This is a genomic window from Desulfuromonas thiophila (assembly GCF_900101955.1).
In the GTDB taxonomy this organism is placed as follows: Bacteria; Desulfobacterota; Desulfuromonadia; order Desulfuromonadales; family Desulfuromonadaceae; genus Pseudodesulfuromonas; species Pseudodesulfuromonas thiophila.
This window is the reverse complement of the sequence record NZ_FNAQ01000015.1, coordinates 4423-24727: the sequence shown is the minus strand read 5'-3', so window position 1 is coordinate 24727 and position 20305 is coordinate 4423. Positions and strand designations below refer to the sequence as shown.

Here is a 20305-nt window from a genome sequence, read left to right as displayed (position 1 = left end):
CGCGGTGGGATTGCTATAGTGCGCGCCATGAGCCGAACCCTGATTCTTGCCGATGCCCACCTCAAACAGCCGACCGATCCCGCTTACCGCGATCTGCTGCAGTTTCTGCAGCAGCAACAACAAAGCGACCGGCCCGATTGCCTGATCCTGTTGGGCGATCTGTTCGAATTCTGGATCGGCTACCGCCACTGTGTCTTCAGTGCCTATCTGCCCCTGCTGCAGCAACTGTGGCTGCTGCAACAGAGCGGTACCCGGCTGATCGTCGCTGAAGGCAACCACGATTTCCATCTCGGCCCCTATTTCAGCCAGACCCTCGGCGCCACCCTCATTGCCGACAGCGCAACCATTGCCCTCTACGGTCACCGCCTTTGGCTGACCCACGGCGACCGCATTGGCGCCAGCCACAGCTACCGGCTGTGGCGCTGGCTGCTGCGCAGCCGCGCCAGTCGCCTGCTGCAGCAGCTGCTGCCAGCCGATGCCGTCTGGGCGCTGGCCGAACGGCTCAGTGCCCTCAGCCGGCGCCATTCGCGGCCCCGGCCTGGCCTGCCCCTTCCGGCCCCGCCACGCCCGGCCCTGCAGCAGGCCGGCCAGGTTGCCGCCGCCGCCGGCTGCGATCTGCTGTTGTGCGGCCACTTTCACCAGCCCTGGCGTCTGTCAGCTGACACCATCGAGGTGGTCGTGGTGGGTGACTGGGCGGAAAAACGGTGCTACGCCGAACTCGATGCGGGGGGCCTGCGGCTGTGCCGTTACGGTGAGGCGACCGGCGCTTCTGACAGCAACGTTTCCACCGCCACCTGACGCAGCGGCCCGCCGGGCGGCAGATGCAGACTTTCAGCCGCCCCCACCAGAATCAGCTGCTGACGCTGCGGCTGCAAATAGCGCCGCGCCACCTGCCGCACATCTTCCGCGCTAACGGCAGCAATGCGCTGGCGATAACGCTGCAGATAATCCGGCGCGAAACCGTAATAATCCTGTTCCATTACCCGCCGCACCAGCTGATGACTGTCGGCAAAGACAAAAATAAAGGCATTGATCAGGCTCTCGCGCGCCAGCTCCAGTTCGGCGGGCGTGACCGTTTCCGTGCGCAGACGTTCCATTTCCTGCCGCATCAGATCGACCGCCTCGGCCACCTGGTCATTACGGGTCTCACAGCCGGCGACAAAGGGACCGGGCAAGCGCCGGCCAACGGAAAAGGCACTGTAAACCGAATAGACCAGCCCGCGATTGGAGCGAATCTCCCGCATCAGGCGCGAATTGAACCCGCCCCCGCCAAGTATGTAGTTCATCACCTGCACGGCATAGAGATCCGGGTTGTCCTTGTCGATACCGCGCTGAGCCAGCAGCACCGTCGTCTGCGGCAGCGGTCGGTCGACCAGCAGGCTTTCCGCCGCGGCCTCCGGCGGCAGTGGTGGCAAGGGCACCGCTGTCACCGGCGCCTGCCAGTGGCCGAAGGCGTCATTGACCAAGGGCAGCAGTTCCCCGGCATCAACCGCGCCGGAAACCGCCAACCACAGGTGGGCCGGCCCGGCATGGCGCTGATAGAAGGCGCGGACCTGCTCCAGATCAAAGGTCGCCAGCGTTGCCAGCGTCGGCGGCTGGCCCAGAGGGTGACTGCCGTAAAGCTGGCGGGTCAGCAAATATTGCGCCGCGCCCTGAGGCTGGTCAGCACGCCGGCGAATGTTTTCCTGCAACTGCTGGCGGGCAATGGCAAAACGCTCGGCATCGAAACGCGGCTGCTGCACCAGCTCAGCCAACAGAGCCACCCCCGCCGCCAGATCTTCCCGCAACAGCGACAGATGCAGTTCAATACTGTAGGGCCCGCTGTCAACCCGCAGATTGGCCGCCAACGCATCAAGATCCTCATCAATCTGCTGCGGACGGCGCTTTAAGCTGCCACCACTGCGCAACCCCTCGGCCACCAACTCCACCAGTCCGCTCTGATCAGGCGGCACTGCACTGCGACCAAAAGCCAGCAGCACCGTGACATCCACCAGCGGCACCCGTTCATCGGTCAGCAGATACAGGGGCACCTGGTTATCCAGCTGCATTTTTTCCGGCAAGCGCCAGCGTTCCTGCAAGGGTGGCAAGCTGATCGCATCGGGCCGGGCGGCCCAGCCGCCGCTCGGCAGAAACAACAGCAAACCAACAACAGCAGCACGTAGCGCGCACCTTATTCCCCGCCTGTTCATGACGCCTCCTGCGACACCAGTTCAACCACCGTGCGGTTGTCGGCCTTCAACCAGCGGGCCGCCGCCTGCTGCACCTCGGCAGCGGTCAGGCTGCGGATCACGGCGTCATAGCGGTCGAGATAGCGCCAGTCACCGGTGACGACCTGAAAATGGGTCAGCATGCCGGCCAGACCACGATGGCTCTGCAGCTGGCGTAGATGATCGGCCCGCAGACGCTTGCGGGCGCGGTCAAGCTGTTGTTGCGTCGGTGGCACGGCGCACAGTTGTTCCAGCTCGGCATAGAGCGCCGCCTCCACCTCGGCAACCGGGTGAGGATGACGCGGCACCAGATGCAGCACAAACAGATTGTCGTAACGGCCACCGGGCGCGCCAAAGGCCGACACCTGCGTCACCAACTGCTGTTCGAGAACCAGCCGGCGATGCAGCAGAGAGGTGGGGCCGTCGGTCAGCAACACCGCCAGCAGATCGAAGGCATAGTCGTCGCGGCTGGGCACGGTGGGTTTGTGGTAAGCCACCAGCAACTGGGGTTCAGCCTGAAAGCGCACCTGCACCCGCCGCTCGCCGCGTTGGGGCGGCTCCACCGCCGTCACCGGCGGCACGCGCTCGCCCGCGGGAATGCCCCCAAAATAATGCTGCGCCAGACGGTGGGCCTCAGCCGGTTCGACCGCACCGACCAGGGCAATACAGCAGTTGGCCGGCTGATAATAGCGTTCCATGAACGCCTGCAATTGCTCCTTGCGCAGAGCGGCAATATCCGATGACCAGCCAATCACCGGGTGACGGTAGGGATGCACCTGAAAGGCCGTGGCCAGCAGGGTTTCGTACAGCAGACCAAAGGGCCGGCTTTCATAGGAACGGCGCCGTTCCTCTTGGATCACCCCTTTTTCGGTGTGAAATTCGCGCAGCACCGTGTTCTTCATGCGGTCGGCTTCAAGGGCGAACCAGAGCTCCAGCCGGTTGGCCGGCAGGGAAATCAGATAGGTGGTCAGATCCTTGCTGGTAAAGGCGTTGAAATCGACGCCGCCATGCCGGGCGTAGATCTCGGAAAACTCGTCCTTGACCACCAGCTGGCGGTGCTGCTGCTCCAGTTGTTTCACCTGCTGACGCAAGGCCTCCAGCCGTTGCGGCGGGCAATTCGCCTCCTGCTCACAGCGCTGCAGACGCGTGACCACCTCATCAAGCTGACGCAACAGCGGCTCCTCGGCAGCAAAGTCACGGGTGCCGATCTGATGGGTACCTTTAAACCGCATATGTTCAAGGAAATGGGCAATGCCGCGATTGCTGTCCCGTTCATCCACCGAGCCGACCCCCAGGGTCAGATAAGCCGTGAAGGTCATGGCGGTCGGCTGCGGCACCACCAGCAGCCGCAAACCGTTGTCAAGCACGAACTCGTGAACCTGCTCCTGCAGGGCCAGAGCCGCTGCCCGGCCGCACGGCAACAACAGCCAGGTCAGCACCAGCAACCGCGCCAGCCAGATAGCACAACCTCGGCAGCCAGCAGCGCCGCGAAAGGAACCCCTGCCACTCGGAAGCGGGATTATTTCTTGCTCAGGCTTCATTTGTGCCCTCATCTGCTCAATAAAAGAAAACGCAACACATTACCGGGGCAGAAGCATAGCACAGCGGATCAGGAGGGAAAAGCGAGGCACAAAAAAAGCCCTGTTCCGGAGGAGGGGAGGAACAGGGCAGACAGGCTCCAAGGGGGAGAGCCTGTGTCTGTTGCCGGCAGAATCTGCCGTGGCTTGGCAACGAAAAACATCCTATCACATGCGGTCGATGGCACCGATAACAGGCTGACATTCATTCTGGGTACAGACCGGAAACCGGTAAAAAGGAGTCTGCGGAGCATCACAACAGCACCGCGTGGTCCCGCTCAACGTCGATCCAAACACCAGCTTTTTCGAAAAATTCATGGGATTATATACCCTGAGACACATTCAGCAAGCCTGAAATCTGTTTACCGCCAATAAACCCGCAACCCTGCCACCGTGAAATAGCAGATGACAAGTGATGACCTTCTGTTATGATGGCGCCACCTTTTCCGGCGCCGCCAGCCCGCTCTTTCCCGGAGCTGCGCGCCCGCTTATGTCCGCCGCGCCATCTTGGTAAACCTCGCATTTTCGGCCTTTCCGGTTGAAAAATCGTTCGCGGGGCTTTTTAACCCGCCGCCAGAGCGCGCGGGCCGAGACCACGAGCCAGCGAGCAGCCAGCGTACCCTTGTTTTTTCCCGTCACCCGCTCTCTGGCTGGTGGCGGATCGCCCGTCAGCCGCCAGTTCCACCGGCGGCCACAGGCCCGCACAGAGTTCCAGCTCCCGTGCCGCCCGCCCTGCCGGCTGGTCGCGGCGGGGCGGCGCCACCGCGTGACGGCATTGCCGCAGTGGCGCCTGTTAACCACTTAAAAGGGCGCGTTGGTTCAGGCCAGCACGCCAGAAGGGCAACGGCCGTGTTGCGCCTTCACCAGGAAACCCTGCATGAGCAAAAAAATGCTGATCAATGCGACGCTGCCCGAAGAGGAACGCGTCGCAATCGTCGAAGACGGTCTGCTGACTGAGTTGGACATCGAGGTCGCCGGCCGCGAGCAGACCAAAGGCAACATCTACAAGGCGGAGGTCATCCGCGTCGAAGCCGGGCTGCAGGCAGCCTTTGTCGATTACGGCGCCGCCCGCCCCGGTTTTCTGCAAATCGGCGACATCCACCCCGCTCTCTGGCCCGCCGCCCGCAATGGTGAAAGCGGCGAGCGGCGCCGCCCCGCCATCAACGACATTCTCAAGCGTGGCCAGAAACTCCTGGTTCAGGTGGTCAAGGAGGAACGCGGCACCAAGGGCGCGGCTCTTACCACCGAGTTGTCCCTGGCCGGCCGTTACATGGTACTGCTGGCCGAAAGCAATTCGCGCGGCATCTCGCGCAAAATTGAACACGAACCTACCCGCCGCAACATCAAAAAAGCCCTGGAGCAACTCGACCTGCCCGAAAACATGGGTTATATCATCCGCACCGCGGCCATCGACCAGCCGCCCGAAGAACTCAAGCGCGACTTCGACTACCTGCTTGGCATCTACCACAGCATTATTGATCACGCCCAGAAGGCCGGAGCCCCTGCCCTGATCTATCAGGAATCCGGTCTGGTGCTGCGCAGCATTCGCGACTATTTCACCCCCGAAATCGATGAGGTGCTCATCGATGACCGCGAGGTCTACCAGCAGGCCCGCGAATTCTTCCTGGCGGTCATGCCGCAGTATGCGCCGCTGGTCAAACTGCATCAGGAACGGCGCCCGATCTTCGCCCGTTACCAGATCGAAGAGCAGATCGCCCAGCTGTCGAGCAACACGGTCAGCCTGCCGTCAGGCGGCTCCATCGTCCTAGATCAGACGGAGGCGCTGGTCGCCATCGACGTCAACTCCGGCAAGATGTCAGGCGAACAGGATGTTGAGGCCACCGCCACGCGGGTCAATCTCGAGGCGGCGGTAGAGATCGGCCGGCAGCTGCGGCTGCGTGATCTTGGCGGCCTGATCGTTATCGACTTCATCGACATGCGCCAGCGCAAGAATGGCCGCGAAGTGGAAAAGGCGCTTAAACTCTCCCTCAAGAACGACAAGGCGCGCGTCACCCTCGGCCGCATCAGCACCCAGTTCGGCCTGTTGGAAATGAGTCGCCAACGCATCAAACCAAACCTGGGAGCCACGTCCACCCACAGTTGTCCCCACTGCCAGGGAACCGGTCGCATCCGCAGTGAGGAATCCCGCGCCGTGGCATTGCTGCGGCGCATCCAGGCTGCCACCGCCAAGGGTCAGATCGACCTGGTCAATGCCCGTGTGGCCCTCGATGTGGCCAGTTATCTGCTGAACAACAAACGGGCTGACCTGCACGATCTGGAACAGCGCTACGGCCTGAAAATCACCATCCAGCCGGAGCCAGGCTACCTGCCCGATCAGATGGACATCGACTGCAGCAAGGCCCCGCGCGAGGCGGGCGAGGAAAACACGCCGCAACGGGCATTGGTGGACATGGACCTGTCCGAGCGCAGCCGGCCGCTGGAAGAACGTCCGCTTCCGAGTGAAAGTGCTATTGCGTCTGCCAGCGAAGCCGCTGCTGAAGACCTGTCCAGCGACACCACCGAAGGGGATACGCCCGTGGAATCAGCCTCCTCGGCAAGCGAGGGCATGACTCCGGCCCGTTCCAGCCGGCGGCGGTCACGTGGCCGCGGCCGGCGCAAAAAAACCGCCAATGGCACGGCAGCCACCGAAGCAACTGACACGCTCCAGACCGATCCGGCAACGGCAGCCATGGGGACCAGCCCGGATAGCACTTCGCCACCTGCCGACAAGTCCCCCACCACCCCGACAACCGACGATATCAACGATGCGGCGGCGATCAAGACAACCGCTGCGGAGGAAGACGCCAGTGGCTCCAAGCCGGCCAAACGTCCGACACGGCGGGGCGGTCGCCGCAAAAAAACCACTCCGACGGATAAAGCCGTAGCACCAGCAGAGGCGGTATCGGCCAAGGCTGCCGACTCCCCCGCCCCGACACCGGCAGCACCGGCAGCACCGGCAGCACCGGCAGCACCGGCAGCACCGGCAGCACCGGCAGCACCGGCAGCACCGGCAGCACCGGCAGCACCGGCAGCACCGGCAGCACCGGCAGCACCGGCAGCACCGGCAGCACCGGCAGCACCGGCAGCACCGGCGACCGGCAAGCAGGCAACAGCGACAAACCTGGCGGAAACGGAATCCGTTAAACAGCCGACTCGCCGCCGCACCAGTCGCAAGGCTCCTGTGAGCAAGGCAGAACCGAGCGACACCCCAGCCGCCAACCCGGCGGGTGCTGCAGCTGCGTCCTCCGCCCTGCCACGGCCTGCAACTGACAGCAACAGCGGAGCGGCAACCGAAACGGCCCCCAGCGAAACAGCGGAAACGGCCAAAAAACCGGCGCGGCGCCGCACCGGCCGTAAAGCTGCCGCCAGCACAGTACCGGCAACAGCCCCGTCCGGCGATTCTGCCAGCCTGGCCATGCCGTCTGACAGTGACAACAGTGAAAAGAAACCCGCCCGCCGGCGTACCAGCCGTAAAACCACGGGCAGCGACACGACCACCTCTGCAGCCGGCAGCGAAACCACAACGGCCGAAACCACCAAGAAGCCCGTGCGACGCCGGCGTACCAGCAAAACGGCCAGCAGTGCCGCTGGTCCCGAAGACATCGCCTGAACACGCAGAGCATCTGCCCGGCTAGCGCCGGACGCACCACTAAAAAACCGCTCCGGATAATCTTCCGGAGCGGTTTTTTATCGCTATGGCAAGAAACAGGGGCTGCTGCGTTATGGCATTCTTCAGTTGCTTCGACCGCGAATCTGGCGCGACAGAATCGCCAGGGGCAACAGGCGCCGATGCCGTTCCAGCAGCAGCTCAAGATCGGTACCATCGTTGATGATGGTATCGTCTGGGGAAAATTCCGTTTTGGCGACAAAGCCTTCATCACCGCGCCGGTAGATGCGTATAGGGTAGCGGTGATCACAAAAGACGAAGGTACTTTCGTGAACAATCTGATCTTCTGGCGTCATCGGCAAATCCCTGCATAAAAAGGAAAACGTCGGCCACGGTATTCTGTAACCGACGCATGCAGAGACTGTTCCAACAACCAAACCCCGGTGCTGCTGCCAGGTCAGCCCGGCGCCCGCGGCAGAAATCTCGGCATTTAACGCCGCGGAAACGTCAAATTGCGAACTACCTGCCCCTCACCAAAAGTGCGAAAAGCGCCCCGGCCGAACCCCTCCAAGCATCGGGCGCCCCGTCTGTCCCCCGGACACGCGGACCGCCTATCAATGCGAACGACTGACAACATAATCCGCCAGAATCTCCAGCGCCCGCCGCACCTCATCCTCGGGAAAGGCCGCCCGCAAATGGCCCTTGGCCTTTTCAACCATCTGCTGGGCCCGCTGTCGGGTGTAACCGATACCATCGTAGCGTTCGATCAGTGCCACCACCTGGCTCAGGCTGTCTTCCTGCAAAGGCTCTTCCTCCACCACGCGCTCGACCAGTTGACGTTCCTCGGCGGTGCAGCGTCGCAGGGTTTCGATCAAAGGCAGCGTCATCTTGCCTTCTTCCAGGTCATGACCCCGCACCTTGCCGAATTCCTTCTCGTCGGCCACATAATCCAGGGCATCGTCCATGAACTGAAAGGCAATCCCCAGATCCATGCCGAAATCGTGCAGGGCCTGCTGGCAGGCCGCATCGACTCCACCCAGAATGGCGCCACAACGGCAGGCAGCGGCGATCAACACGGCGGTCTTTTCGCGCACCACCTGCATATAGCGTTCTTCACTCAGATCGAGATCGCAGGTGCTGATGAGTTGCAGCACCTCGCCTTCGGCCATCTGGGTGGTCGCGTCGGACAGGGCCTGCAGAATCGGCAGGCTGCCAGCCCGTACCATGATGGAAAAAGACTTGGCAAACAGGAAGTCGCCCACCAGCACCGATGCCTCGTTGCCCCACACCCGGTTGGCCGAGGCCGCGCCGCGTCGCAGTTCGGCGCTATCGACCACGTCATCGTGCAGCAGGGTGGCCGTATGGATGAACTCGACCACGCTGGCAACCCCGATATGCGCCTCGCCCTGGTAGCCGGCCAGCCGGGCCGCCAATAACACCAGCATGGGCCGCATGCGCTTGCCACCGCTGGCCAGCACATATTCGCCAACCTTGCGGATCAAATAGACATCGGAATCAAGATCGCGCTTGAACTGCTGTTCAACCGCCCGCATCTCCGCCGCAACCAGCTTCAGCACAGATTCCATTCTGGTGTGTCCTACCCGTTAAGCAAACAGTTGAGAAGCCCGTCGGCACATGAAAACCGGCGGCAGTATAAAAGATCGCGCCACGGACGTCAGCGAAAAACCGCGCCGACCGTTCTTTAACAGAAGGTTAAAATCTCCTCCGGGACTTTTTCAACGACGCCCATCCATGGGCTCAGCAGGCAGTTTTTCAACAGCCTGCTGAGGGGGCGGGCCGGGCGCAAAGGCAGCCTGCTGCGCATCCCAGTGATAGGCCCCAGCACTCCACAGGGCCTCGATGGCGGCAAAGTCCAGTGGCAGAGCGGGAGCCTGTTCGATGATTTCGGACGCCGCCAGCATCTCGTCGTCATTGATGTGGCCGTCGCCGTTAAGATCGGCCCAGTGCAGCGGACTAACCACCAGTTGATCGGCGCCCAGCACCAGTTGCCGCCGGGCTTTCGACGCACCCTGCATCACCAGTTCGCCGACAAAAGGCTGCGGCGAATGAGCAGGACCAGCCGCCACCTGCACCAGATAGTGCAGTACGACCGGAGCGTTTTCCAGTCGAATCATCCAGCGCAGCAAACCACTGGCGGCGTCAACACTGTCCGGCGCCGGGTCGGCGGCAATCAACTGCCAACCCGGTGGCAGGGTTTCACGCACCACTGCCCGCGCCGATGAGCCTTCAATCACCAGCTGTACCGGAATTCGCGTCGCCGGTGCGGCATAGCTTGGCAACAACCGCTGCGCCCGCAGCGTAGCGGCGGTCCCCGGCCAGAAGGCCCACAACAAGCCAACCAGCCCGGCCGTGAGCAGCAGGCCCAGCAGCAGCGGTCGGCGACGCCAGAACGGCAACCGGCCGGCCGAGGCCGCGCCGTCAGCGTCTGGAGCCACCGGCCCGTCCTGCAGGATCTGTTCGACCGCCACCTCCAGAGCTTCGGCCAGACGCTCGGCATTCTGGCGCCGGATGCTGGGATAACGATTATTCTCCCAGCGCGAAATGGTGTCAGTCGTCACACCGACCACCTTGGCGACATACAGCTGGGTCAGGTTCCGCTGCTCACGCAGCCGGCGCACCGCAGCACCATCGATCATCAGCGTGGCATCGCTGCGACCGGTGAAATCGTCCTGCTCAGACATGGCGTTCTCGTTTCGCGAACAAACCAAGGAAAAAGGCCGGCAAGGCTGCCGACCGCTCTGCGACCCTAGCAGATTGACTATCAAAAGGCAATTCCATGGCCCGGTAACAGCGCCAGCCAGCCGCGCCGGACCACTCAACAAACCCTTGAAATTCGGCAAAAAAGACCCGACATCGGGTGGAACTGGAGCCGATGTCGAATGCAAACCGGCGACCACTGGGCTAAACAGGAAGCAAAGACAGCACCCGCCGGGCGGCACAGACGCCGACCGCAGCCAAGGGTCTGCCCTCACCACCTCAGGAGGTCCATCATGAAAAAACAGCGCCACATCACAGCCCCGTTACTGTCTCTGTGCCTGCTGGCCACACTGCTGGCGGCACCGGTCCTGGCCGCAGATGTCTACACCTATGAAGGCAAGGGAACCGTCACCTTCAACCACAAGGGCCACGGCGCCGTGCTCGACTGTAGCCGCTGCCATGAGGGCGAACCGGGCCGTATCCCCATCGAAAACAAACAGCAGGGCCACGATCTGTGTCTGAATTGTCACAAGACGGAAAAAGCAGCCGGCAACGCCCAGGCCCCCGTCACCTGCAGTGCCTGTCACGTTCAGTAGACAACCGCCGGAGTTCGTTCCTGCGGCAGAACGCGCAACCTTCCTTCCAAGGAGAATCCCCATGAAACAGACGATCGTGAAATCGCTGCTGTCACCTCAGGTCACCCTGGCCCTGCTGCTGGGCCTGGCCCTGGCAACGCCAGCTTTGAGCCAGAGCCTCGCAGGAACCATCCGCTCCATCGACCAGCAGCAGCTGACCATCGCACTGGAACAGCCCTGTGATCAACTCGCCGTCGGTGACCGCGTCATCCTCAGGCCGGAACAGAAAAAAGCCGACAAAAAAGTCCAGGCGCCCCGTCCGGGCATGGACGCCCTGACCGGCTGTTAGCCCCGGCAGATACCTCTTCGACCCGGCAGCAAACCCTGCCTTGCCCCGTCAGCACCACCGCCGGGCAAGGCAGGGTTTGCTATTTCGGCCAAATTGCAGTAAGCCTTGGCAGATGGAAACCTGGCTGACCGACCTGCTGACGCAACTGACCTCGGGCCCGCACTATTACGGCCTCATCGCCTTGACCGCCCTGGTCGAGGGCCTGCTCGTCATCGGCCTGCTGGTGCCCGGCAGCGTCATCTGCGTCAGTGCCGGCGCCCTGGCGGCCCAGGGCCACGGACAGCTGGCCCTGGTCTGCCTGGCCGCCATGGCCGGAGCCATTGTTGGCGATCTGCTCAATTACGCCATCGGTGGCCGGGGCGGCCAGCGTATCAGCCAGTGGCTGGCACGCAGCCGTCATGCCCGTCTGCTGCGACGGGCCGAACTGTTCTTCGCCGCTCACGGCGGCAAAAGCCTGCTGCTGGCGCGATTCTTCGGCCCGCTGCGCGGTTTTGTCACCTTTGTTTGCGGCGGCCTGCAGATGCCACCAGGCCGTTTTGCCCTTTACACCACCGGCAGCGGCCTGCTGTGGGGCCTGATCTATCCCGCTGCCGGCTATCTGGGGCTGCGCACCTGGCAACAGACCCATCCCGCCGTCCTGAGTCTGGCGGGGCTCGCTCTTGCCGGCCTGATGCTGGCGCTGTGGTGGCGCTACCGCAGCCGCCGGAACCACCATCCGTCCGACCCGCCCGCCTGAAAAGTCGCAGCGCTCGCTGCAGCAGCATCCGTCTTGGCGCCGACCGCCCTTTCGTGGCATACTCCGCCGCATCCAACAAACCTTATTCACGCCAATTCCGTACTTCAGGCGGCCTCGCCGCCCTTCTTCTCAGCCTGAAAGGTTTTTCATGCCCACTGCCATCCGTCTGCCCGCCGAATGGGAAGCGCAGGACGCCGTCCTGCTGGCCTGGCCCACCGCCGCAAGCGACTGGGCACCGATCCTGCCCCAGATCGAACAGGTTTTCATTGAGCTGATCCGTCAGATCAACCGCTTCGAGCCGGTACTGCTGGTCGCGCCGGATGCCGCCCTGGTCCGCCAGCGGCTGCAAGCCGCAGGGCTGGACGGTCCCCGCCTGCAGCTGTATGAACTGCCAACCAACGACACCTGGGCGCGCGATTTCGGCCCCATCAGCGTTGAAATCGACGGACGAGTAGCCCTGTACGACTTCGGCTTCAATGGCTGGGGCCTGAAATTCGCCGCCGATCAGGACAACCAGATCAACCGCCGGCTGGCCGCGGCCGGCGCCTGGGCCTGTGACCTGCAGTGCCAGCCGCTGATTTTCGAGGGCGGCAGCTTCGAAAGCGACGGCGCCGGCACCCTGCTGACCACCAGTACCTGCCTGCTCAGTCCCAACCGCAACCCGCACCTGAGCCGGCCGCAGTTGGAAACGCAGCTGTGCCAGTTGTTCGGTCTGCGCCAGGTGCTCTGGCTTGATCACGGCTATCTGGCGGGCGACGACACCGATGCCCACATCGACACCCTGGTGCGGCTCTGTCCGGACGACACCCTCGTTTATGTCCGTTGCAACGATCCAGCCGACGAACACTACGCCGCCCTGCAGGCCATGGAGCAGCAACTGGCCAGCTTCCGCACCCTCGCCGGTGCGCCCTACCGCCTGCGGCCGCTACCCTGGCCCGCCGCGCGCTTCGACGAGGACGGCCAGCGTCTACCCGCCACCTACGCCAACTATCTGGTGCTCAACGGCGCCGTGCTGGTGCCCACCTACGACGATCCGGCCGATGGCGAGGCCCTGGCGGTTATGGCCAGCGCCTACCCCGACCGCACCATCATCGGTGTCAACTGCCTGCCGGTGATCTGGCAGCACGGTTCGCTGCACTGCCTGACCATGCAACTGGCGAAAGGAACCCTGGCATGAACCCTCTGCGCACCGCCCTGATTCAGCAACGCTGCAGCGCCTCGCGGCAGGACAATCTCGATCACAGTGCCCGCGCCATTGCCGAGGCCGCCGCCCAGGGCGCCCGTCTGGTGGTGTTGCAGGAACTGCACGCCAGCCTGTATTTCTGCCAGCATCAGAGCTGCGAACTGTTCGACCTGGCCGAACCCATCCCCGGCCCGACCAGCGATTTCTTCGCCACGCTGGCACGCCGCCATGCCATTGTGCTGGTCTGCTCACTGTTCGAGAAACGCGCCGCCGGTCTGTACCACAACACCGCCGTTGTTTTCGACAGCGACGGCCGCGAGGCCGGCCGCTACCGCAAGATGCACATTCCCGACGATCCCGGTTACAATGAGAAGTTCTACTTCACGCCGGGCGATCTGGGATTCACGCCCATCGATACCAGCGTCGGCCGCCTCGGTGTACTGGTGTGCTGGGACCAGTGGTACCCGGAAGCCGCCCGCCTGATGGCCCTGGCCGGCGCCGAACTGCTCATCTACCCCACCGCCATCGGCTTCGATCCGGCCGACACGGCGGCCGAACAGCAGCGCCAGCGCGAGGCCTGGATCTGCATCCAGCGCAGCCATGCCATCGCCAACGGCCTGCCGGTCATCAGCGTCAACCGCGTCGGTTTCGAGCCCGACCCCAGTGGTCGTACCGCCGGTGCCCAGTTCTGGGGCGGCAGTTTCGTCGCCGGGCCACAGGGCGAAATCCTCGTCCAGGCCGACGACCAGAGCGAAACGGTGCTGCTGGCCGACATCGACCGGCACCGCAGCGAAACGGTGCGGCGCATCTGGCCCTATCTTCGCGACCGCCGCATCGACGCCTACGGCGAGTTGAACTGTCGCTACCGCCGCTGACCCTTTTTTTCGCAACGGGTCACAGATACAGGGCGCTCTGTTTAACCTCGGGGCTGGCGGCGGCAAAACCGCGGATACGCTGCTCCATGGCGGCAGCATCGTAGGGAAAGGCCTGCTGGGGGCAGATGCGGGTGCACTGATGGCAGCGGATACAGCGGTCATTGGCCTGCGGATAGTCCCCCTGCCAGTCGAGCGCCCCCACCGGGCAACTCAGCACGCAGCCACCACAGCGGATACAGCGGTCATGACGTGGCTGATGCGGGCCAAGCAGCTGTTTGGCGGCCTGCAGACTTTTACTCCAGCTGTGCTGCTCCACCTCCGCCGGCAGATAATGCAGTCTGTCCAGTGCCAGCAACGGCGGTTCAGCCCCGGCCAGCCGGGCCTGCTCCAGCCGCTCCAGCACGGCGTCAACCAGCTGCTCCATCAGCGCCAGATCGGCCGCGTCCGGATGCCCCTGGGCCAGGGGCGCGGTGCTGCGCCACAGGGAAGAATGCTCGGCCAGCACCTTGGCCGCCGCCAGACTGCGCCAACCGCGGGCCGCCAGTGCGCTGGCCATCTCCGGCAGGGCCACGCCGCTGCACACCGCTCCCCAGGTCACGAAGGGCACGGCGTAATGACGGTCGCCCGGCGGCAGCGTGGCGACAAAATCGAGCACCGGCGGCAGGGCATGATCGACATAGACCGGCGAACCGAGCCAGAGACAGCAGGGGCCCGGCGCCAGGCAGGCCGGCGTCTGGCGACCGGCCAGATCAATGCTCTGCACCGGGACGTTGCGCCGTCGCAGGGCGGCTGCCAGGGGCTGGGCCAAACGGCGGGTCGTGCCGGCCGGCGAAAGAAAGGCGATGCAATGCACCAGGGAATCTGCGGCCATATCAACCTCCATTTTTGATGCGAAAACAGCGGGACCACATGTTCAGGATTCGGATTCTACGTCAACGGCAGGACAATTACAGCTATTTGATCCAATCCGGCCAGCAGGTCTGGTGCATCGACCCAGCCGAAGCCCAACCTGTGCTGCAGCTTTTGCAGCGGGAACGGCTGCAACTGGTCGCAATCCTCAACAGTCACGCCCATGCCGACCACTGCGGCGCCAACCTGAGCCTGCAGCAGGCCAGCGGTTGTCCCATCTTCGGTGCCGATCAGCGCATTCCCGGCCTGACGACCGAGCTGACAACAACGGCACAGGACGCCGCCCTGCCCTTCCGGGTACTGTTCACGCCGGGTCACACCCGCGGCGACTGCTGTTACCTGCTGACCGACGGGGTCGAAACGCCGGCCCTGTTCAGTGGCGACTGTCTGTTTATCGGCGGCTGCGGCCGCCTGTTCGAGGGCAGCGCCGCGCAACTCTACCAGTCGCTGCAGCAATTCAACACCCTGCCCGACCATTGCCAGCTGTACTGCGGTCACGACTACGCCCTCGACAACTACCGTTTTGCCTCCCGCCTGCTGCCCGACTGCCGCGAAATCCGCCACCAGCTGCAGCACTATGAAGAACGCCAGCGGCAGGGCCAGCCCAGCGTGCCGGCCCAGCTTGGCGACGAACGGCGTGCCAACCCCTTCCTACGCTGTCACCAGGCCGCCCTGGCCCAAGTCCTCGGCTGCCCGGCCGCCGCACCGGTCGAGGTCTTCCGCCGCCTGCGCCTGGCCAAGGATCAGGCCTGATCAATCGGCCAGACGACGCAGCAGCCCCGCCAGACCGCCGGCCGCCAGCAACGTCAGCAACGCCGAGCACTGCAAGCCCTGCCCCGGCGTCATAACCAGCGCCAGACCATTAAACAGCTGACCGGAAAACAGGATACCGCCAAAAGCGCAGAAATTGGCCGCCGCGATCACCTGGCCACGGGCATCGGCCGCCGGCCGGGCCTGCAGAAAGCTGGCCTGCGGAATCAGAAACAGCCCACCACAGGCGCCACTCATCACCAGCGCCGGCAACAACAGCCACTGTTGCCAGTCCGGCGCCAGCAACGCCGCGCTGCCCACCAGCGCCAGCCCCAGCGTCAGCCCCAGCAGGGCCGGTACCAGCACGAAGCGCCAGCGCGTCACGCTCGTCAGGCGGGCGGCCAGAAAAGCGCCGGCGCAGATACCCAGCATCAGCGCCACACTGAGCAGACTGGTATGGCGGGCCGACAGCCCCAGTTGCTGCACCCCCAGACTGTTGAGCTGCAGCACCACCAGCGAAGCCAGAAAATAAAAAAACGCACTGCCGGCCAGGGCCAAAGCCAGCAGCGGATCGTGGCGCAGTTGCCACAGATCCTGCAGCGAACGCCAGGGCCCCAGCCAGGGAAAGGATCGCGGGGTACGGCGGGCACCAAAGGGCGCAATGACCAGAGCGGCGCAGATACCCAGTCCCGAAAAGCCCGCCGCCGTCAGCGCCACCAGCCGGCGACCCTCCCGCACCAGCGGCCCACCGCCGGCATCGAGCAGCACCCCCGCCAGGGCGATCCCCAACAGAATCGCCAGGGTCGACACCAGCTTGAGCCGGGCATTGGCGCGCACCAGCTGCCGCGCCGGGTAGAGCTCTGGCACCGCACCATTGAGCGCCGGCCCGAACAGCGCCGACTGCAACGCCAACGCGAACACCATGGCCAGAATCAGGCGCCAATCCTGCCACAGCAGACCCAGCCCACCAACACCGACCAGCAACAATTCCAGTATCTTCACCGCCAAAATCACCCGCTGTTTGTCATAACGGTCGGCCAGCCAGCCGCCAGCGGCGGAAAACAGCAGAAACGGCAGGGCAAACAGCAACGTGGCCCAGCCCTGCAGCTGGGTCAGCCCCTGACTCACCGCCACCAGCAACGCCGCCTGTTTGAACAGATTGTCGTTACCGGCACCGAGAAAATAACAGATCGCCATAGCGGAAAAGGAACGCCGACGATGGCAGGGCGGCCCCCCACTGCTCCGGCGCAACGAATACATCATGTTTGAGCTCCCCAAGGCTTATTCACGACAGCCCTGCCCTTGCTGGTCATATTCGATGTCACAGAATGGCAGGAAATTAATTATTGCCTGACAACCACTAAAAACCATATTGAGTAATAAAAAAGACTATCAGATATAAAATTATAATATTTGAAAAATTTCTGTTTTTTGTAAAAATGAATAGTCTAATTTATAAAATTTATAAGAAGATGCTGACAAATAATCCCGACAGCAGGTGTCCGCATGAATCCGTCAGCGCCGCATTCTGACAAGAAAACAACAAAAAAGAGGATTTTGTGGTCCGAACTGTTGCTGCTTGCGATTGCGCTGTTGTTTCTGACCCACGACATCATCATCACCAACATTCTGGCCTACTTGTAGAAGAAATTACAGCGCTGCACCTGAGGGGAAAAGAGATAGGTCGAGATATCCCGGCGTTGAACAAACTGAAAACACGTCCGACAGTAGAAGACATCATCAGCAAGGTCAAGGCAGCCATTCAGAATGATGAAAAGCGAGCCCGCCAAGTCAGCCTGTATCTATGTCATCGCTACAGTGGATCGTGACTGCGGAACTTGGGAAACCACTTCAATATTGGAGAGTCGGGCATCTCTGAGGCAAGCCGCCGCTTCGGAGTAAAGCTGGAAAAGGACACATCATTGCGGGCCATCGTAGAGACGTTAAGGAGTCAGCTCAATGTGTGAAATGTGTAGACGCGACCCCTGTGGGGTTATGGGTATCAAACCTACGCTTTTTATGAATATCCGCAACCATGTTGGCGGCAAGCCGCCTGAAGGAGAGGTTCATGATCGGATTACTTTTTATTGCTGCTGCAGTCGTTTACCTGATCATTTCAATCGGGGTGATCCGGCTGGTGGTGCGTTGGGCAAAAAAACGCGGACGACGGCCTGTACTTTGGGGATTCGTCGCCGCTTTGGTGATGTATCACTTGGTGTTCTGGGATTTTATTCCAACCTATGCCCTGTATAAATACTACTGCGCCACCAAAGCGGGATTCTGGGTTTATAAGACGCCGGAGCAGTGGAAGACGGAGAATCCGGGGGTGGCGGAGACGCTGACGTGGCGGGAATTATCCCCACAGTTCAACAACTCAGATGATTCGTGGGGATTCAAAGTTAACGAGCGATTTATTTGGGAAATCGAGACTCTAGCGACCCCATTTTTGCCAGTACGACGTACAGTGGAAACCATTGTTGATGTAGAGAAAAATGAAGTTGTTGTTAAGCGCGTAAGCGTCCGTGCTGGTTACAAGGACGGGATGGAGCTAATAAAATTTTGGACTTCAATGGGACCTTTTGTACCGAAATCTAAAGAATTTGGTGAATTACAGGACAATTTTAAACAAATTGGGAGGTACATAAAATGAGTGACGTGAAAAAATATTATGATCTGGCTACTTTGGCAGAAGCAAGTTATATTTTGTTCGACAAGCTGAATAATGTTTATTCTGATGAAAAAGTTCGACTTGCACTTCAAAATACCGATGTAAACCACGGCTCTTTCTCCGCCACCCAAGCTGCAGATTTTGTCGATCACTGGCAGGTCATATCTCATCAAAAGAACACTCCTGAAAGCGGTTTTTCCGCCACCCTGTTCCGCAACAAAGACACCAACGAATATATCTACGCCTGTCGAGGGACCGAGGGAGCCTTTTCAGATGATTTATGGTCGGCTGATTACGGCGACATCGTAACCGACGGCCTGGCTATCAAACAGATTGTCGATATGTATAACGACTGGATAAGGCTGCATACGGCGAATAAAGGGGTCTATCAGGCTGCTTATCTGGAACGTCAGGAGGCTGAATCTGATAATTTAAGAGGTTTGTCCGGCCAGGCTCTTATCGATTACCTTGAAGAATTACGTTCCAGGTCGGATATCGTCATCGACGAACCCGGCGGTGTTGTTTACCGGATTCAGTTTGCTGATTCCACCACGGTTTTTAATGACGAGCGGGCTCAGGGCCTTGGCAAGCTGACCGGATCGGAAAGTTTGTCGGTCACCGGGCACAGTCTCGGTGGACATCTTGCCGCTGCATTTACACGGCTTTTTCCAGGTCTTGGAGCGGAAGCCATTACGATTAACGGAGCCGGGTTTGCGACAGGTCTGACCCCCGGCCTGAGTGGCAACGCACAACTCAATATTGCCAATCTTTTCGGAATACTTGAGGGCAACGAGGATTTTGATGCATCGAAAATTCAGAACCTCTACGGCTCTGCCGGGCCTGAGTTCGTCACCATGGATAATTATCTGGGGCTGGTGCAGCAAGGCGCCCATGATGAAGTATTCATCGAGCGTTGGGGGCCTAGCCAGACCTTCGGTCATGGCAAGGGACAGATGACCGATTCTCTCGCCGTCTTCGACCTGTTCTCGCAAGTCGACGCATCCCTGACCCTCAGTACCATCACCAGCCTGCTGGAGATCTCCGCAAACAAAGCCGACCATACCCTCGAATCAGCAGTATCAGCATTGGGAAAATTGTTCGTCACTGGGTTTAACCCGCGCGGGTGGAGGTCTGCGGCATGAGCGGATTATACCTGCTGGCTTTGATCGGGGTCTGGCTGTTGGTTGGCTGGGTTATTTATCGCTCCTGGCGGAGATGGCAGCCGCAAGAGGCGAAACGAAAGGTTTTCCACCTTGTTGCGGGTCTTCTTCTTTTCTCGCTCTGGTTTGGCGGGGCCTTCTGGGAGGTTGCCGGAAAAAAGATGTACTGGGATGCCCAGGTACGAAAACTGTGCGCGATTGATGGAGGCGTCAAGGTTTATGAGACGGTGAAGTTGACGCCGGAGATTTACGAATACTATGCCGGTAGAAACTGGGTACTGCCGGATAAATCTGATGCAAAATCATCGGATGAGTATTTTTATGAAGATGACATTATATATTACCACCGAAAAGATCCACAGGTAACACGGTCGCTAACCCGAGTTATCCGTCGCAGTGACGGTAAGGTTTTGGGCGAATATATCCGCTATGGCCGAGGCGGAGGCGATTTACCGGGCCCCTGGCACGGGTCGAGTTTTTCATGCTCAGATATAACAAGGTCACCAAGTTTTGAAAAATCTATTTTTACTAAAGGGGGTAAATAAATGAGCACCACAACTGATTATTTCCAACAAGCTGAATTAGCACTTGCATCGTACGCAACTCTTTATTTTGAGATCTCTGGCAAGGATTATACCGATGCCTTAAAGGACAATGGTGATGGCATGTCCCAGAAACAAGCTGAAACCTTTACAACGAACTGGCGAGTCATTGACCAATACGATGGCAAGGTCGAAGAAACCTACACAGATGAGTTCGGTCAGGAACAGACATTTCTCAATCCGACGGGATTGTCGGCCACGGTCTTTGAGAGCATTGCTGATGGGAAACGTTATCTTGCTGTCAGAGGGACTGAAATTACCGATTTAAACGATATTGTGGCAGATGGAGGCATCCTTTTACACGGGATTCCCGACCAGTCTGCACAATATCAGGCATTAAAAAGCAAGGTCGAACAATGGCAACAAACGGGGGTGTTATCTGGTTCATT

At 61.0% G+C, this 20305-nt stretch carries 20 protein-coding genes; 13 read left to right on the top strand and 7 right to left on the bottom strand.

Annotated features, from left to right (window positions below; translation table 11 throughout):
- Positions 1-27: 27 nt before the first annotated feature.
- The gene (locus BLR80_RS10445) at positions 28-798 is read left to right on the top strand and encodes a UDP-2,3-diacylglucosamine diphosphatase (protein ID WP_092079727.1); all 771 of its coding nucleotides are present in this window, start codon (positions 28-30) and stop codon (positions 796-798) included.
- On the opposite strand, the gene BLR80_RS10440 is transcribed toward BLR80_RS10445, so the two are convergent.
- Both BLR80_RS10440 and BLR80_RS10435 read right to left on the bottom strand, forming a co-directional pair.
- Positions 747-2189, bottom strand: coding sequence for a M16 family metallopeptidase (locus BLR80_RS10440; RefSeq protein WP_092079725.1), 1443 nt, complete (start codon positions 2187-2189; stop codon positions 747-749). The genes BLR80_RS10445 and BLR80_RS10440 overlap by 52 nt on opposite strands.
- Positions 2186-3646 (bottom strand): M16 family metallopeptidase, encoded by a 1461-nt coding sequence (locus tag BLR80_RS10435; protein ID WP_245691484.1) that lies wholly within the window; start codon positions 3644-3646, stop codon positions 2186-2188. Before BLR80_RS10435 ends, BLR80_RS10440 begins: the two co-directional genes overlap by 4 nt.
- 1015 nt (positions 3647-4661) lie before the next feature.
- On the opposite strand from BLR80_RS10435, the gene BLR80_RS13120 reads away from it, so the two are divergent.
- Positions 4662-7394, top strand: a complete 2733-nt coding sequence (locus tag BLR80_RS13120; protein WP_092079719.1) for an Rne/Rng family ribonuclease — start codon at positions 4662-4664, stop codon at positions 7392-7394.
- A 122-nt stretch (positions 7395-7516) separates the two neighbouring features.
- Here the strand turns inward: BLR80_RS13120 and BLR80_RS10425 are convergent, their stop codons facing one another.
- The 3 genes from BLR80_RS10425 to BLR80_RS10415 form a co-directional block, all read right to left on the bottom strand.
- Positions 7517-7747, bottom strand: coding sequence for a hypothetical protein (locus BLR80_RS10425; RefSeq protein ID WP_092079716.1), 231 nt, complete (start codon positions 7745-7747; stop codon positions 7517-7519).
- 258 nt (positions 7748-8005) lie between these two features.
- Positions 8006-8977 (bottom strand): polyprenyl synthetase family protein, encoded by a 972-nt coding sequence (locus BLR80_RS10420; protein WP_092079713.1) that lies wholly within the window; start codon positions 8975-8977, stop codon positions 8006-8008.
- 150 nt (positions 8978-9127) lie between these two features.
- On the bottom strand, positions 9128-10093 hold the full coding sequence (locus tag BLR80_RS10415) for a helix-turn-helix transcriptional regulator (RefSeq protein ID WP_092079710.1): 966 nt from the start codon (positions 10091-10093) through the stop codon (positions 9128-9130).
- A 309-nt stretch (positions 10094-10402) separates the two neighbouring features.
- Here BLR80_RS10415 and BLR80_RS10410 point away from each other — a divergent pair, with 309 nt between their 5' ends.
- The 5 genes from BLR80_RS10410 to BLR80_RS10390 all read left to right on the top strand — a co-directional run bounded on the left by BLR80_RS10410 (position 10403) and on the right by BLR80_RS10390 (position 13827).
- Positions 10403-10705, top strand: a complete 303-nt coding sequence (locus BLR80_RS10410; RefSeq protein ID WP_092079707.1) for a cytochrome c3 family protein — start codon at positions 10403-10405, stop codon at positions 10703-10705.
- Positions 10706-10766: 61 nt separating this feature from the next.
- Positions 10767-11033: a hypothetical protein gene (locus tag BLR80_RS10405; protein ID WP_092079704.1), complete on the top strand. Its 267-nt coding sequence runs from the start codon at positions 10767-10769 to the stop codon at positions 11031-11033.
- A 112-nt stretch (positions 11034-11145) separates the two neighbouring features.
- The gene (locus BLR80_RS10400; protein WP_092079700.1) at positions 11146-11769 is read left to right on the top strand and encodes a DedA family protein; all 624 of its coding nucleotides are present in this window, start codon (positions 11146-11148) and stop codon (positions 11767-11769) included.
- Positions 11770-11917: 148 nt separating this feature from the next.
- Complete coding sequence (locus BLR80_RS10395) at positions 11918-12946, top strand: agmatine deiminase family protein (RefSeq protein ID WP_092079697.1); 1029 nt, start codon at positions 11918-11920, stop codon at positions 12944-12946.
- Positions 12943-13827, top strand: coding sequence for a carbon-nitrogen hydrolase (locus BLR80_RS10390; RefSeq protein ID WP_281241645.1), 885 nt, complete (start codon positions 12943-12945; stop codon positions 13825-13827). Before BLR80_RS10395 ends, BLR80_RS10390 begins: the two co-directional genes overlap by 4 nt.
- 19 nt (positions 13828-13846) lie before the next feature.
- On the opposite strand, the gene BLR80_RS10385 is transcribed toward BLR80_RS10390, so the two are convergent.
- On the bottom strand, positions 13847-14698 hold the full coding sequence (locus tag BLR80_RS10385) for a 4Fe-4S binding protein (RefSeq protein WP_171906418.1): 852 nt from the start codon (positions 14696-14698) through the stop codon (positions 13847-13849).
- Positions 14699-14736: 38 nt separating this feature from the next.
- Here BLR80_RS10385 and gloB point away from each other — a divergent pair, with 38 nt between their 5' ends.
- Positions 14737-15489 (top strand): hydroxyacylglutathione hydrolase, encoded by a 753-nt coding sequence (gloB, locus tag BLR80_RS10380; protein WP_171906417.1) that lies wholly within the window; start codon positions 14737-14739, stop codon positions 15487-15489.
- Here gloB and BLR80_RS10375 read toward each other — a convergent pair whose 3' ends face one another.
- Positions 15490-16749, bottom strand: a complete 1260-nt coding sequence (locus BLR80_RS10375; protein WP_092079688.1) for an MFS transporter — start codon at positions 16747-16749, stop codon at positions 15490-15492.
- Between the two features lie 243 nt (positions 16750-16992).
- Here BLR80_RS10375 and BLR80_RS12990 point away from each other — a divergent pair, with 243 nt between their 5' ends.
- The 5 genes from BLR80_RS12990 to BLR80_RS12985 all read left to right on the top strand — a co-directional run.
- On the top strand, positions 16993-17130 hold the full coding sequence (locus BLR80_RS12990; protein ID WP_171906416.1) for a hypothetical protein: 138 nt from the start codon (positions 16993-16995) through the stop codon (positions 17128-17130).
- 424 nt (positions 17131-17554) lie between these two features.
- Positions 17555-18136 carry a hypothetical protein gene (locus tag BLR80_RS10370; protein WP_092079685.1) on the top strand — a complete coding sequence of 194 codons (582 nt, stop codon included), beginning with the start codon at positions 17555-17557 and terminating at the stop codon, positions 18134-18136.
- Positions 18133-19296 carry a hypothetical protein gene (locus BLR80_RS10365; protein ID WP_092079682.1) on the top strand — a complete coding sequence of 388 codons (1164 nt, stop codon included), beginning with the start codon at positions 18133-18135 and terminating at the stop codon, positions 19294-19296. Before BLR80_RS10370 ends, BLR80_RS10365 begins: the two co-directional genes overlap by 4 nt.
- A complete protein-coding gene (locus BLR80_RS10360) occupies positions 19293-19859 on the top strand; it encodes a hypothetical protein (RefSeq protein ID WP_092079679.1) in 567 nt (188 codons plus the stop codon). The genes BLR80_RS10365 and BLR80_RS10360 overlap by 4 nt, the downstream gene beginning before the upstream one ends.
- Positions 19860-20305: hypothetical protein (locus BLR80_RS12985; RefSeq protein WP_216095209.1), on the top strand; the 446-nt coding region annotated here is incomplete at its 3' end.